The 14,101-nt window shown below is 40.1% G+C and carries 13 protein-coding genes; 6 read left to right on the top strand and 7 right to left on the bottom strand.

Annotated features, from left to right (window positions below):
* Window positions 1-134: 134 nt before the first annotated feature.
* Window positions 135-1,688, top strand: coding sequence for a DNA methyltransferase (locus tag AC6H4V_RS07895; RefSeq protein ID WP_497606400.1), 1,554 nt, complete (start codon window positions 135-137; stop codon window positions 1,686-1,688).
* Window positions 1,681-4,269 (top strand): DEAD/DEAH box helicase family protein, encoded by a 2,589-nt coding sequence (locus tag AC6H4V_RS07890; RefSeq protein WP_497606399.1) that lies wholly within the window; start codon window positions 1,681-1,683, stop codon window positions 4,267-4,269. The genes AC6H4V_RS07895 and AC6H4V_RS07890 overlap by 8 nt, the downstream gene beginning before the upstream one ends.
* Before the next feature lie 61 nt (window positions 4,270-4,330).
* On the opposite strand, the gene AC6H4V_RS07885 is transcribed toward AC6H4V_RS07890, so the two are convergent.
* The 7 genes from AC6H4V_RS07885 to AC6H4V_RS07855 form a co-directional block, all read right to left on the bottom strand.
* Complete coding sequence (locus AC6H4V_RS07885; protein ID WP_497607924.1) at window positions 4,331-4,495, bottom strand: type II toxin-antitoxin system RelE family toxin; 165 nt, start codon at window positions 4,493-4,495, stop codon at window positions 4,331-4,333.
* A gap of 66 nt (window positions 4,496-4,561) precedes the next feature.
* Entirely contained in the window at window positions 4,562-4,750 is a 189-nt protein-coding gene (locus AC6H4V_RS07880; protein WP_497606398.1) for a hypothetical protein, read from the bottom strand.
* Between the two features lie 271 nt (window positions 4,751-5,021).
* Entirely contained in the window at window positions 5,022-6,269 is a 1,248-nt protein-coding gene (locus AC6H4V_RS07875) for an NnrS family protein (RefSeq protein WP_428730115.1), read from the bottom strand.
* Window positions 6,269-7,006: an ABC transporter ATP-binding protein gene (locus AC6H4V_RS07870; RefSeq protein ID WP_428730114.1), complete on the bottom strand. Its 738-nt coding sequence runs from the start codon at window positions 7,004-7,006 to the stop codon at window positions 6,269-6,271. The genes AC6H4V_RS07875 and AC6H4V_RS07870 overlap by 1 nt, the downstream gene beginning before the upstream one ends.
* Window positions 6,994-7,776, bottom strand: a complete 783-nt coding sequence (locus tag AC6H4V_RS07865; protein WP_497606397.1) for an ABC transporter permease — start codon at window positions 7,774-7,776, stop codon at window positions 6,994-6,996. Before AC6H4V_RS07865 ends, AC6H4V_RS07870 begins: the two co-directional genes overlap by 13 nt.
* Window positions 7,777-7,779: 3 nt before the next feature.
* Window positions 7,780-8,760 (bottom strand): ABC transporter substrate-binding protein, encoded by a 981-nt coding sequence (locus tag AC6H4V_RS07860; RefSeq protein WP_497606396.1) that lies wholly within the window; start codon window positions 8,758-8,760, stop codon window positions 7,780-7,782.
* 177 nt (window positions 8,761-8,937) lie between these two features.
* Entirely contained in the window at window positions 8,938-9,885 is a 948-nt protein-coding gene (locus AC6H4V_RS07855) for a transporter (RefSeq protein WP_497606395.1), read from the bottom strand.
* A gap of 249 nt (window positions 9,886-10,134) precedes the next feature.
* On the opposite strand from AC6H4V_RS07855, the gene ligA reads away from it, so the two are divergent.
* The 4 genes from ligA (at window position 10,135) to AC6H4V_RS07835 (ending at window position 14,073) form a co-directional block, all read left to right on the top strand.
* Window positions 10,135-12,087 carry an NAD-dependent DNA ligase LigA gene (gene ligA / locus AC6H4V_RS07850; RefSeq protein WP_497606394.1) on the top strand — a complete coding sequence of 651 codons (1,953 nt, stop codon included), beginning with the start codon at window positions 10,135-10,137 and terminating at the stop codon, window positions 12,085-12,087.
* Window positions 12,080-12,790, top strand: a complete 711-nt coding sequence (gene tlyA / locus AC6H4V_RS07845) for a 23S rRNA (cytidine-2'-O)-methyltransferase TlyA (protein ID WP_497606393.1) — start codon at window positions 12,080-12,082, stop codon at window positions 12,788-12,790. Before ligA ends, tlyA begins: the two co-directional genes overlap by 8 nt.
* Window positions 12,791-12,878: 88 nt before the next feature.
* Window positions 12,879-13,712 (top strand): BRO-N domain-containing protein, encoded by an 834-nt coding sequence (locus AC6H4V_RS07840; RefSeq protein WP_497606392.1) that lies wholly within the window; start codon window positions 12,879-12,881, stop codon window positions 13,710-13,712.
* A gap of 103 nt (window positions 13,713-13,815) precedes the next feature.
* Complete coding sequence (locus tag AC6H4V_RS07835; RefSeq protein WP_428730107.1) at window positions 13,816-14,073, top strand: CBU_0592 family membrane protein; 258 nt, start codon at window positions 13,816-13,818, stop codon at window positions 14,071-14,073.
* Window positions 14,074-14,101 lie beyond the last annotated feature (28 nt).

Raw genomic sequence — 14,101 nt, 5'->3', positions numbered from 1 at the left:
CTCTACACAAAAAAATATTCTAAAAAAATTCGGAAACATTTGTATGTGTTTTATTTTAAAATGGGAAGTATATGTATATAATAAAAACTATTTTCGGAATTAAAATCCTAAAAAACTTAAAAAATGAGAAACAAATGTCTTTAAAAATTATCCAACACATGCAAGAACTGCTAAAAAAGAGTGAAAAATTTTGCGATAAAGATGGAAATATTTTTGTGCTTGGTGTACTTGAAGCGGTGGAAAAGATTGACATAGAGCTTGTTAGATTGCTTCTAGGAGATAAGCAAGCAAAAGAGCAGTTTTTTACAAAAGTCGAAGATATTTTTGTACTCAACCAAAACAGGCTTATAGAGTTTTTTACCATGAACGAGTTTTCCAAAAACTCCTACACCAGTTATACAAACAAGATAGGGCTTATAAAAAAGGACAGCTTTATCAAAAAATTTGATGATGTCGTCCTTGCATGGCCTCATAAAGACTGCATCTTAGAGGGCGGGCAGAGCAAGGACGATGATAAGAAAAATGAAATTTTTTACAACGAGATACTAAGCCGTGATGAGATTGACAGGCTTTTTGAGCCAAAAGCACTTACAAATATAAAACGCTATACAAAAAACGGCGTAGAAGAAAATCCACAAATAACCGAAAATGATAACCTAATCATAAAAGGCAACAACCTTATAGCTCTACACACTCTAAAGAAAAAATTTGCAGGAAAAGTAAAACTCATCTACATCGACCCGCCTTACAACACTGGAAATGACAGCTTCAAATACAACGACAGATTTAACCACTCCACATGGCTAACTTTTATGAAAAATAGGCTTGAAGTTGCGAGGGAGTTTTTGAGTGAGGATGGGAGTATTTATATTCAACTAGACTACAATGAAACACATTACTGTAAAGTTTTAATGGATGAAGTATTTGGGTTGGAAAATTTCCAAAGAGAAATTATATGGGATATATCTGTTTTATCTGGCTATAAGACTATCGCCAACAACTGGGTAAGGGGGCACGATACAATTTTATTTTATTCAAAAAATAATAAGTCGTTGAAATTTAATAAAGTTAAAACTGTTCATAGTGAAAAATACTTATTAAGATTTAATAAAGTTGAAGAAGAGACAGGGAGAAAGTATTTTGATGGAAGGGGAGAAAAAAAATATTTAGACGAAGTTGTTAAAAAAGGAAAATCTATCGGTGATGTATGGAGTGATATTATTTCTTTTCAACAGGCAGCAACATCAAAAGAAAGAATTAAAGATTTTGATGGACAAAAACCTGAAAATTTACTTGAACGAATAATTTTATCTGCAACAGATGAAAATGATATTGTGTTAGATTATCATTTAGGGACAGGAACCACATGTGCGGTAGCTCATAAAATGAACCGCCGCTATATTGGCATAGAGCAGATGGACTATATCGAAGATATTGGAGTCGAGAGGCTAAAAAAAGTTATAGAGGGTGAGCAAGGCGGAATTAGTAAAGCTCTAAACTGGAGCGGCGGCGGCAGTTTCATCTATGCCGCACTTAAACAAATTGAGACTTTTAAAGATGCAGAGATTGGAAAGCTAAATAAAAATATGCACTATCTACCGTTTGCAGAGATAGAAGATGCGGAGTACGGCATGTCAGAAGAAGAGATAAAAATTAACAAACGATTTTATGGACTTTGTGATGAGTAATCTTTTATATCAAAGCATCGAGAGTGCTTTTGAATATATAGAAAAACCTGATATTCCAAAAAGCATAACTGACAACATAAAACAGCCTCTTCGAGAGTACCAAGTGAGTGCACTGGAGAATTTTATCTTTTATATGTCAAGCAAAAAACATAAAGATATCCCAAGTAAACACCTACTTTTTCACATGGCAACAGGAAGTGGGAAAACGAATATCATCGCCGCTTCTATTTTGTACCTTTATGAGAGAGGATATAGAGATTTTATCTTTTTTGTAAATACAAACAACATCATCACAAAAACAAAAGCAAATCTTGCGGATAGATACTCATCAAAATACCTCTTTAAAGAAAAGATACTTATAAACAATCAAGAAGTAGCTATAAATCTTATAGATGATACATTTGACAGCTCAAAAAGTGATGATATAAATATTCTCTTTACGACCATAAACAAACTGCATAGCGATTTGGAGACTACCGTAAAAGAGAACTCCATCACATACGCCGACTTTAAAGATAAAAAGCTTGTACTCATAGCCGATGAAGCACACCACCTAAACGCAAATACAAAAACCGAAAAAGAGACGGAGCAAAACTGGGAGCAGACTACTAAAAATCTGCTAAACACCAACAAAGATAATATTTTGTTAGAGTTTACTGCTACGCAAGATTTGGAAGATAAGAAGATAGGCGCAAAATATAGAGATAAAATCATCGCCGATTACCCGCTTGTAAAGTTTAAAGAGGATAGATACTCTAAAGATATAAAACTCATAAGCGATAGTTTAGATGATAAAAAGCGGATTTTATCGGCGGTTATGGTAAGCGAATATAGAAGGCTCATCGCTCAAAAAGAGCTAAACCTAAGCATAAAACCCGTCATCATGTTTAAAACCGTAAAAAATACCGAAAATATAGATGCGGTGTTTGAGATGTTTGTAAAACTCATAGAAGATTTGAACGAAAAAGATATTGATGAGATTTTCAAAATATCGGATATAAAAGCCATAAAAGAGCTAAAAAAAATAGTAAGCGATAGAAATGTTTTTGTACAAAATATCAAATACGCTTTTGAAAAATCAAACTGTTTGGTTATCCACTCAAAAGTAAAAGAAAAAGAGGAAAAGCTCACATATCTTAACTCTCTTGAAGATGCAAAAAACAGAATCAGAGCTATTTTTGCGGTGGATATCTTAAATGAGGGTTGGGATGTTTTAAACCTTTTTGATATAGTCAAACTTGACGAGATGCAAAAAAACACAAAAAGCACTATCAGCGAAGCACAGCTTATCGGGCGAGGGGCGAGGTATTTTCCTTTTGTGTATAAAGATGAAGATAGATACAAAAGAAAGTTTGATGCGGATTTTGAACATCCTTTGAGAGTTTTGGAAGAGATGTATTTTTACAGCATAAATCAGAGTGAATATATATCCTCTCTTACAAAAGAGCTTAGAAAAATTGGGCTTCTTGATGATGCGGATGATGAAATTAAAACCGTAGAACTAAGGTTAAAGCAGAGCTTTTTGGAAGATGAGCTTTACAAAAACGGCGTTGTGTTTGTAAACAAAAAAGTGCCGCAAGACAAGAGCATAGTAAAAGGCATAAGTGATTATATCGGTAATGCGTATAAGACGCAAAAAAGGTACATAGACAACACCACGCATGAGCTAAAAGTTTTTGATGAAGAGATAAAAGAGGCAAGTTTTAATAAAATAGCAAAGTTTAAAATCAAAGAGATTGATAAAAATCTAGTGCGGGTGGCGATAAATAAAAAACCGTTTTTTTACTTTGATAACCTAAAGAGATATTTTGTTAATCTCAAAAGTATAAGTGAGTTTATTACGAGCAATGACTATCTAGGGTGCGTGGATTTTGCTTTTTACACGACAAAAGAGTTTGAGCTAAGTAATGAGGTAAAGATAAAATATATCCTTGAACTCTTAGGCGATATAGAGAGCAAGATACTGAAAAATGCAAAAGAGCATATCGGCAGCCGTGAGTTTCACCCTGTACGCATATGTGCAAAAATACCGCCTAAAAAAACAGTAAAACTCAAAGATAGCGATAGCCGCATTGATGTTTTAGATGATTGGTATGTTTACGAAGCGCACGGCGGAACAAGCGAGGAGAGGCACTTTACGGACTTTATACTCAAAGTTTCAGATGAGTTAAAAACAAAATACAAAGTCGTAAAACTTATACGAAATGAAAAAGCATTTGAGATTTACAGTTTTGACAAACTGCGAGATGGGGAGAGGTTTGAGCCTGATTTTGTACTGCTTTTAAAAGATAAAAATGATTGTATTCATCAGATTTTTTGTGAACCAAAGGGCGACTGGACAAAGGACGCAAAAGATGGGTTTGAAAACTCTTCGGAGAAATGGAAAAATGAGTTTTTGGAAGATATTACGAAACTCACTGCTCAAAATAGTTTAGTGCTAGAAGATGTAAATGAAAATGGTTTAAAGCTTTATGAAAATGGATGTTATAAACTTTTTGGACTTCCGTTTTACAACTATGCAAACGAGAGTGAATTTAAAGAGAGGTTTGCGGAGTTGGTTTTAAAAAGTAAACCCATCTGATTTGTTAAGATTTTGCCCGAGTTCGTTAATGCCGTTGCTTTGCTCCTATTTATGTGTAACATCAGTTATAACTATTTTGTCGATGCAAAACTCTACCAATAACAATAATTTCGTCTATGACATCAAAAAGGACTCTATAGTCTCCCACTCTAAGTCTGTAAGCAGGTTCAAAGTTGGTGAGTTTTTTGATATTTGAGACGTTAGGAAAGTTTTTGAGTTCTAAAATTTTACTGTGAAGAGTTGCTTTAAAAGGCTTGTTTATTTTAGGTCTTTGATGGCGCTTTTTCTGATTTCAATTTGCATGTTTTAGATACTCTTCAAAAGAGATACGCTCTTCATGTCTTGTGGCATTTAAAAGTTTCAAATCCTCTATATCCTCTTTTGCCATTATCTCTAACCCATCATTTTTAAAATGCTCTAACAGCCAAATAACCTTTTGAGCAAGTGTCTCATTTTGAATGTTTATGGTTAATGATTGCATATAGCGCTCCCGTTTTTTCTATGACTGTGATTGTACCAAACACAACTAACTTTATGCCCTTAAGAGAAAAAAAAGGCAGTTCTCTCCCTTCTTCACGCTGGTTTAAAAAGAAGATCGAGATAGTAATGGATATTGCTTTTTATATCGAGACAAAACCACCGGAAGTGGGGCTTTAGCCCCGTAAAACTTCCTTTTCATTGTAACTTTATTGCAACGACTAGGCAAGGCTAAAGCCTCACTTCCAAAAAAAAGAGAGCTTTATCCCCACTTACTACCCCTTAATCCCATCCGCTCGCGGAGCTTTTAGATAGCCAAAAAAGACCTTGATATAGAGCATAAACGGCACTGTCCAGAGTATGGCGGAGAGCATGTAGAGTGTTTGTGCGTGCTCTGGGTAAAATGGAATGGCACTTCGCATAAGCGTGGCTAAAACTAGCAAACTGACCATCAGGTGTGTGTAGATGTTACTTGTGAGATGGCGTCCTGTGTGAATCCATCCGACAATCATCATAACCATAAGATAAGCAAGTCCGTAGCCGCCGCTTGTGATGAGATGTCTAAAACCGCTTGTATTTACTGCACCATTTACTAAGATATCCCAACCCATAAACGCATATCCCGCCGCCATCATGACAAAAATAAGCCCAAGGTAGATGACATAAGGCTGGTTTATGATCACTTTATCTTTGAGGATATAGTCGCTTGTGACCGCGAGTATCGCAGCACCCGCTGCTAGTCCCAACCAACCAAGCGCAGAGTTTGCAGGGTAGAGAAACTCTACAAGCGTAAAAAGCATAACTGTAAATATCGCAAGATTAGTGAGAGGCGGGCGCGCGACATAGACATCATCGATACCTTTGTCTTCCATAAGCTCATTGACCGCCTCCATATTTACCCGTCTAAGAGCCAAGAGGATAAGCACCACATGCCCACCGAGTCCAACTTTGAGGATATCCATTGGGTCTGTTTGTGCATGTCCCGCCATCGCGGCAAAAAACCATATCTCAATCACTAAAAGTGCTACAAGTGCATACCCCAAAGAGGCGTGTCGCTGGAGTTTGTCAAGAACCGCCATGCGTGCAAACCACAAGAGCCACACAAGCATAGCGAGGTTGAAAAATGCCGCCACATAAACACCTGTAATGTCGATAAACCAAAAACTCACCCGCCCCGCAATCCACAAAAGCATCACATTTTTGAGTTTTTGCCCGATGAGTGGAACAAATCCAGGGAAGAGTTCGGGAAGTCCCGTGGTCAAAAATGCCAAAACCCCCGCCGTGAGGATGCCAAAGAGCATCTCATAGACATGCCAAACAAGGATATTTTGCATAAATGGGATGTTGAGTACACCGCCATAGATAAGCCCCCAAAGAAGCATGGAGAGTATCATATAGGGTGCTAAGAGTAAAAATACGGGGCGAAATCCATACGCCAAATAGGTTGGAACATTTGGCTCATCAGGGTAGTAGAGATAGTGGTTCGTTGCGTGGAGAACTTGCTCTTTTTCTTTTGTGTTCATTATTTTAGTTCCAGTTCAAATGTAGTTATAATCTCTTCATCTTGAAGTATTTCGGCACTTTTTCCATAGACATATCTGTCGTCTCTCTCATTTTGGATAAGGTCAAACTTGAATTTTTTCACGATATGCCCCGGATCGGCTTTGAGAAGCAGCATCTCATCACTCAAGCGGATAGCCTCCATAAGGTCGTGAGTGATAAAAAGAACGCTTATCTCTTTTTTGCTTATCATATCGATGAGAACGCTTTGAAGCTCTTTTTTTAGCCCGATATCAAGTGCGGAAAACGGTTCATCCAAAAAGAGCAGGGCAGGTTTGACGACTAACGCTCTTGCAAAACTCACTCTTTGCTTCATGCCGCCGCTCAAATCTTTTGGAAATTTGTCAAAATCATCCTCTTCAAGCCCAAAACGGAGCGCAATCTCTTGCGATTTTTGGATGGCATCGCTCTTTTTTTCGCCCTTTGCCAAAAGTGCCAAAGCGATGTTGTCTATGACGCTCTTCCATGGAAGCAGGCGTGCCTCTTGAAATGCAAAAGCACTGCTTGTAAATGTGTTGGTCACACTTCCCTCTTGCACATCCAGAAGCCCTGCACAAAGGTGTAGAAGCGTTGTTTTGCCGCCTCCGCTAGGCCCTACAATGGAGAGAACTTCCCCCTTTTGGAGAGTAAAGTTGATATCTTTTAAAATCTCCGTAAAACCAAAATGGTGGTTGAGTTTTGCAACTTCTAGTCTCTCCATAATTCCACCTCCCGCTTAATCGGCTCTAAAATGATGTACTCGATGAACATAAGCGAACCTATCATGATGACCACGATAGAGAGTGCTGTGGGCGTATCAAGCTGGCTTCTCGCCGTTGCAAGCGATGCACCGATACCGTTGCTAGTTGCTAAAAGCTCCGCCATGATGACTATCTTCCACGCCATCCCAAGCGCACTGACCCATGCAGGAAAAACATAAGAGAATATGTGCGGAAAGTAAACATCAAAAAAGCGCATGTGCCATGGAAAATGAAAGCTTTGCGCCATCTCTTTTAAGTCGCCATCAAGCGTGCGTGTCCCTTGAAGCGCACCAACAAAGATGATGGGAAATGAGGCGACGGTAACGGTAAAGATAACCGTCTCATCCCCCATCCCAAACCAAATCATTGCAAGAACTATCCAAGCGATGGGCGGCATACCCACAAGTATGGTAACGATGGGGCGGCTCATCATGGAAGCGGTAGCGAAAAATCCCGCCAAAAGTCCAAGTGATGTTCCAAGCACAAGAGCAATGCCAAAACCGATGGAAGAGCGATAAAGCGTCGTCTCTATCTCTGCAATAACCGCTTCATCTTGAAGCATCAAGTTTAATGTTTTGAAAGTCTCTAGTGGAGAGGGGAGGACAAGGTTACCATAGACTTGATTGCCCATATCCCAAAGAGCGATGAAGAGGAGGATGGAAGCCACCGCTCCCCACCCGCTCCAAAGAAAGGCGGGAAAATCTTTTAAAATCTTAAATGCAAATTTCATAGTTTACTTCCCATAGTAAAAGCTCTCTTGCGGAAGCTTCTCGCCTATACTTTTTGGCTCTTCTGCTCTAAGGACTTCAAAGAAAAACTCAAGCTCTTTTTTTGCCTCTTTTGCAGGTACATTTTTGAGACGTACATGGGAGATGGAGTCGTTTACCGCATCTTCATTGAGCATAGTAAGCGTTTTTGCGGCAAGTTTTCCCGCCTCTTTTGGGTTTGCTTTGTACCATTCAAGCGACTTTGCATACTCTTCTTGAAATCTTTTTATAAGCTGTTCATCCTTTACATGTCCCATAACCGCAACGCCCGCTTCAGGGATATCGCCTTTTGTTCCAAAAACTTTGCCCCACTCCTCTTGTAGATCCACACTTCTGTAAAGGTCAGGTGCGACGATGCTCACGGGAAAAGATTTTGTTTTGCGAAGTGCCATAGAGATGGCAGGTTCAGCCAAAAGTGCATGGTCAACTCTTCTCATGATAAGCATCTGCATCGCATCAACAGGCGTAGCGACATAAACCAGCTCAAAATCCTTTTGCGGGTCTAAACCCTCTTTTTTTGCAAGCTGTTTAAAGACGACATCAGGCATATCTGCACGAAAAGGAACGGCTATCTTTTTGCCTTTAAAATCTTTGAGTGTTTTGAGCGTGTTGTCACGGCTTATCATCCCCAAAATCCCCCAAACAGAGACACTCAGCAGTTTTATGTCCACACCTTTGTTGTTCAGCGTTGCCGCCGTGTTGGTCGGAACTGCTACAAAATCAACATCCCCCTTAATCGCCATAGCACGAAGTTCATCAGGATTTTTCCAGACACGAAACTCCACTTTGTCTGCTACATCTTTTAGAGCGTTTGTCTCTATCATATGCAAAATCGGATGCGAAACAGAGGCAAAAGGTCCTGAAACCACAAGCTTTTCAACCTTTGCCTCAGCAAAAGAAGCACCCAGAACTACAACCGCACTAAGTGTATAGAGTAATTTTTTCATAATCTCTTCTCCTAAATATATACCGTATATTACTAATAATGATAGTAATTATCATTGATTTTAATCAAGACTGCAACAACACACCAAATCGGAAGTGGGGCTTCAGCCCCGCACAAAACCCAAAACACATAGCAAGCGAGGCTAAAGCCTCACTTCCAAAAAAAAGCATGGCATCAGTTAAAAAAGATACCCAACTCTTGCGATAAATCTCTCTTTCTCAAGCGGCTGATACTCTTTTAAGTCATAATGCGCCAAGAACGAAACACCCACGCCAAAGTGGATTTTTGGTTTGCCAAAAGGCAAAAACTCTACCTGCGGTGTGACATAACCCACACTTCCGCTAAAAGCCTTAAAAGGAAGCATTGCACGAAGTTGTGCATTGGTGTCCTCTCCCATATCAGTTTTAGTATTATAGGTAAAATTGTATTCAACCCCAATATTAAACTGTTTTGTCACTGATTTTGTCGTTGCAAGATCCAAAGAGAGCGCATTTCCAAAATCATAATCATGCTCTGCCTTTGGTCTATATGTGTAAGAGAGATGCGCATCTACTTCCCAACTCTCATGAACCATTTTCGTCACTCCAAGCCCAATCATATACTCAAACTCCCCAGTTCCCATCTGTGTAGGCATCGGTGTATCAACCCCATTTGCGATGGTGGGAGCTTTTTTAAAAGAGCCATTTGTGGCACCTGTAGGGAGTTTGAGACCTCCATCAAGAGAGAGTTGAAAGCCATACTCGCCCATAGGAAGCAACACCTGTCTCGCCACCAAAACGATATCGCCAAGCCCTTTGTTGTCAATGGCAACATCATTTGTCCCAAGTTTTGCAGTTGCGCTTATGTTTTTATATGGAATCATAACGCCAATAGTCGCTTTAGGGCTCAAACCGTAGTGCAAACCAACAACTGTTATGTTTGCAGTAGCATCAAGATTTTCTCTGTTTGGCACCTCGTTTGTGCCATCAAACATACTGTTTCTCTCAAACTGTGTATGTTTTATACCCATCTTGAGTTTCCCCTCAGGCAAAACCTGCGCCCCGCCTTTGGAGTTGATGGCAGGGATAACATCCGCAAACATCATAAGTGGTGTAACCACACTTAACGCTAAAGCTATTTTTTTCATTTTTCTTACCTTTTTTAAAGTGATATTCATTCTCAATAAGAAAGTGTAGTAGAATATTTCTTAATCTAAGATAAATAGTGATAGTCATTATCATAAAAACAGTTTTATAGCTCACGTAACCCTCTTTTTGGAAGTGAGGCTTTAGCCTCGCATAAGTGAATGGTACACTATGAATGAAGCTTTTACTAAAGCCACGCTCCCAAAGGAATACATAAGGTCAATTAACAACTTTTCGATAAAATTGCACACATGAACAAAGAACAATACACAAAAGCCATAGAGCTTCTTAACCTTTACGCTTACCACTACTATGTCCTTGACGACCCTATGACGACCGATGAGGTTTATGACAAACTCTATCATGAAGTTTTGGAGTATGAAGAGCATCATGAAGGGGATATTTTGCCCTCTTCTCCGACACAAAGGGTAGGGGACGCTATCTCTGATGGGTTTGAAAAAGCGTCGCACCTTAGTCGTATGTGGAGTTTGGAAGATGTTTTTGACTCTGATGGACTGCAAAAATGGCTTACCAAAACCTACAAACTAGACCGCAATATCTCATTTTACTGCGAACCAAAGTATGACGGTGCATCGCTAAATCTTATCTATGAAAACGGCATCCTTACACAAGGCATCACGAGAGGGGACGGAAGCGTGGGCGAACTGATAACGCAAAATGTCAAAACAATTCGCTCTGTTCCGCTTGTTATTTCGCATAAAGAGCGCATCGAGATTCGGGGCGAGGTGGTGCTTTACAAAGAGGAGTTTGAACGCATCAACCATGAGAGAGCCGCAAAAGGCGAGGCTGTTTTTGCAAACCCGAGAAATGCGGCAGCGGGGAGTTTGAGACAGCTGGATTCGAGCATTACCGCTTCAAGAAATCTGGTTTTTTTGCCTTACGGTGTAGGAGAAAACACGCTTGAGCAGAAACTTTTGAGCCAAAAGATGGAGTATGTTTACTCTTTGGGGTTTAAAAAACCGCCGCTTTGTGCTACTTGCCAAAACTTTGAGGAGATAGAAGCGGTTTATGAGGAGATGAACAAAAACCGTGAAAGTTACGCCATGATGCTTGATGGGATGGTTATAAAAGTAAACGAGATAGCCGCACAGATAGATATGGGCTATACCGTCAAAAACCCCCGTTTCTCCGTGGCGTACAAGTTTCCAGCCGTTGAGAAGATAACTACGCTAAAAGAGATTTTGCTTCAAGTCGGGCGCACGGGCGTTGTGACCCCCGTTGCCGTGGTTGAGCCGACAAACATTGACGGCGTTATCGTCGAGCGTGCCACGCTGCACAATTTTGATGAGATAGAGCGAAAAGATATCCGCATAAACGACAAAGTTATCATCCTAAGAAGCGGCGATGTGATACCAAAAATCATAAAAGTTTTAACACATGAGCGAAAGGGAAGTGAAGTTGAGGTGCAAAAACCGACCTCTTGCCCTGTTTGCGGCAGTGAACTTTTGGATGAGGGTGTGCTTTTAAAGTGCCAAAATCTCACATGCGAAGCCAGAGTTATCAACTCCATTATCTATTTTGCTTCAAAACCGTGTCTCAATATCGACGGTTTGGGTTCTAAGATAGTCGAGGCTCTTTTTGAAGCGGGTTTGGTCAAAAGTGTGCTTGATTTGTTTGAGTTGGACATGGAGAAACTGCTAAGTTTAGAGGGTTTCAAAGAGAAAAAAGCCCAAAATCTGCTTGATTCACTTGAAGCGGCAAAAGGGTGTGACTACTGGCGATTTCTCAACTCTTTGGGGATTGAGCATATCGGGGAGGTTGCTTCAAAGGCTTTGAGTGCTAAATTTGGAAGCTCTTTTGTGGATGCCTCAAAAGAGGAGATAGTCGCACTTGAGGGATTTGGAGAGGAGATGGCGGAGTCTGTTTTGGAGTTTGTGCGTGTCAACAAAGAGACGATTGCAAAACTTCAAGAGATTTTGCGCCCGCTTGAACCGCTTCAAAGAGAAGAAGCACATGAGAATCCATTTAAAGGCAAAAGCGTTGTTTTGACGGGAAGCATGAGCCTCTCAAGAGACGCCATAAAAGAGATGCTGGAAGCTCTGGGCGCAAAGGTGGTAAGTTCCGTCTCCAAAAAGACCGATTTTGTCATTTACGGCGAAGATGCGGGAAGCAAATACGACAAAGCCATCGATTTGGGCGTTGCGGTTCTTAGCGAGCAAGAGATGAGGGAAAAAATTGAGTAGGCTTGATAACTATCTGGTAGAAAATGGCTTATGCGAGAGCAGAAACAAGGCACAAAGCATCATAAAAGAGGGGCTTGTAAGCGTAAACGGCGAGCAAATCCTCAAGAGTTCTCATACACTCAAAGAGAGCGATAAAGTTGCGGTGCGAGAGCATAAAGAGTATGTCTCCCGCGCGGCTTTTAAACTGGATGCTTTTTTGGATGAGCTAGGGCTTGATGTAAAAGGGATGAACGCACTAGACATCGGCGCATCCACAGGCGGTTTTACGCAGGTTTTGCTAGAGCGAGGTGTGAGCGAAGTAACCGCAGTAGATGTCGGACGAGAACAGCTCCACAAAAGCCTAAAAAACGACCCAAAAGTCCGCTCATACGAGGGTTGCGACATACGAGAGTTCAAGAGCGACAAGGAGTTTGACATAGTAGTAAGCGATGTCGCTTTTATCTCTCTGCTCTACATTTTAGACGCCGTCGATAGGCTTGCAAAGAGCAAAATCATCCTGCTTTTCAAACCGCAATTTGAAGTAGGGCGAGAAGCCAAAAGAGACAAAAACGGCGTGGTTACCGATGAAAAAGCGGTACTAAACGCCATGATAAAGTTTGAAGACGCATGCTCTCTTTTGGGATGGAAACTGCTTCTAAAATCGCCTTCAAAACTCACAGGTAAAGAGGGAAATTTGGAGTATTGCTACTTTTTTGAAAAATAGTTTTAAAAGTATTGCAAATTGCAATGTTTTTTGAGTTGATTTGTCTCAAAAGCTATAATGTTTGAAATGATTATAAAAGGCAAAACCGATGAAACCGCACGAATCTATCAAACTTTTTGAAGAGAAAAAAGTGAGAACTCTTTGGGATGATGAGCAAGAGAAATGGTATGTGTCTATCGTAGATGTTGTAGAGATATTGACAGAGAGTATCGACTCAGGTGCTTACTGGAGGAAACTAAAGCAAAGGCTAAAGGCTGAGGGAAATGAAACCGTGACAAAATGTCACAGTTTGAAAATGAAAGCGGAAGATGGCAAGATGAGGCTAACGGATGTAGCCGATACCGAGCAGCTTTTTAGGCTTATACAGTCCATTCCCTCACCAAAAGCAGAGCCTTTTAAGCTTTGGTTGGCAAGGGTGGCAAGTGAGCGCCTTGATGAGATGAGCGACCCTGAACTTAGCATCGATAGAGCATTAAAGCAGTATTTGGAACTCGGATATAGCGAAAACTGGATAAATCAAAGACTAAAAAGCATAGAGATACGAAAAGAGCTGACGGATGAGTGGAAAAGAGTGGGAGTGCAAGAGGGAACAGAGTTTGCGACACTTACAGACATTATCACAAAAACTTGGGCGGATAAAACAACAAAAGAGTACAAAATCCTAAAAGGTCTAAAAAAAGAGAACCTGCGGGATAATATGACAAATACGGAGCTGATTTTAAACATGTTGGCGGAAGCTTCTACAAAAGACATCTCAGAAGCGATAAATCCTAAGAGCTTTGAAGATAGCAAAGATGTAGCCAAACAAGGCGGCAATGTAGCAAAAGTAGCAAGAGCCGAACTTGAAGCCAAAACGGGTAAAAAGGTAGTGACAAGCCAAAACGCAAAAAATTTGCTTGAAGGTAAAAGCAAGAATGGCTAAATGGCTCTCAAATTAGAGTGGTCGGATGAGGCCCACCAGACTATAGCAAAAACGCTAGACCCTGCTTATAGTTTGGTAAGATAAATACCAAGGAGAACATAATATGAGCGCTTTTATGGTAGATGCTATCGGCATTATTGGTGTAGTAATGGTTTTGATAACCTATTTTTTACTACAGAGCCAAAAGATAGATTCAAAAGGTTTTTTGTACTCGTTTTTAAATGCTTTTGGCTCACTGCTTATCGTTTATTCGCTTTTGTACAACTGGAATCTTGCCTCTTTTATCATAGAGTTTTTTTGGATTTTGATAAGTCTTTGGGGGCTTAAAAAGTGGTATAGAAGTAAAAAAGAGAGTCTCTAAACTTCTTTTAAATGCAAAAACTTCATCC

The organism is Sulfurimonas lacustris (assembly GCF_059705355.1).
The sequence above is the reverse complement of the archived record's forward strand: the minus strand, read 5'-3'. Positions and strand labels throughout refer to the sequence as shown.

What these genes read in the sequence shown, in the direction of transcription:
- AC6H4V_RS07895 (WP_497606400.1), top strand. Translation starts at nt 135, where the DNA reads ATGTCTTTAAAAATTATCCAACACATGCAAGAACTGCTAAAAAAGAGT.
- AC6H4V_RS07890 (WP_497606399.1), top strand. Translation starts at nt 1,681, where the DNA reads ATGAGTAATCTTTTATATCAAAGCATCGAGAGTGCTTTTGAATATATA.
- AC6H4V_RS07880 (WP_497606398.1), bottom strand. Translation starts at nt 4,750, where the DNA reads ATGCAATCATTAACCATAAACATTCAAAATGAGACACTTGCTCAAAAG.
- AC6H4V_RS07875 (WP_428730115.1), bottom strand. Translation starts at nt 6,269, where the DNA reads ATGAACACAAAAGAAAAAGAGCAAGTTCTCCACGCAACGAACCACTAT.
- AC6H4V_RS07870 (WP_428730114.1), bottom strand. Translation starts at nt 7,006, where the DNA reads ATGGAGAGACTAGAAGTTGCAAAACTCAACCACCATTTTGGTTTTACG.
- AC6H4V_RS07865 (WP_497606397.1), bottom strand. Translation starts at nt 7,776, where the DNA reads ATGAAATTTGCATTTAAGATTTTAAAAGATTTTCCCGCCTTTCTTTGG.
- AC6H4V_RS07860 (WP_497606396.1), bottom strand. Translation starts at nt 8,760, where the DNA reads ATGAAAAAATTACTCTATACACTTAGTGCGGTTGTAGTTCTGGGTGCT.
- AC6H4V_RS07855 (WP_497606395.1), bottom strand. Translation starts at nt 9,885, where the DNA reads ATGAAAAAAATAGCTTTAGCGTTAAGTGTGGTTACACCACTTATGATG.
- ligA (WP_497606394.1), top strand. Translation starts at nt 10,135, where the DNA reads ATGAACAAAGAACAATACACAAAAGCCATAGAGCTTCTTAACCTTTAC.
- AC6H4V_RS07840 (WP_497606392.1), top strand. Translation starts at nt 12,879, where the DNA reads ATGAAACCGCACGAATCTATCAAACTTTTTGAAGAGAAAAAAGTGAGA.
- AC6H4V_RS07835 (WP_428730107.1), top strand. Translation starts at nt 13,816, where the DNA reads ATGAGCGCTTTTATGGTAGATGCTATCGGCATTATTGGTGTAGTAATG.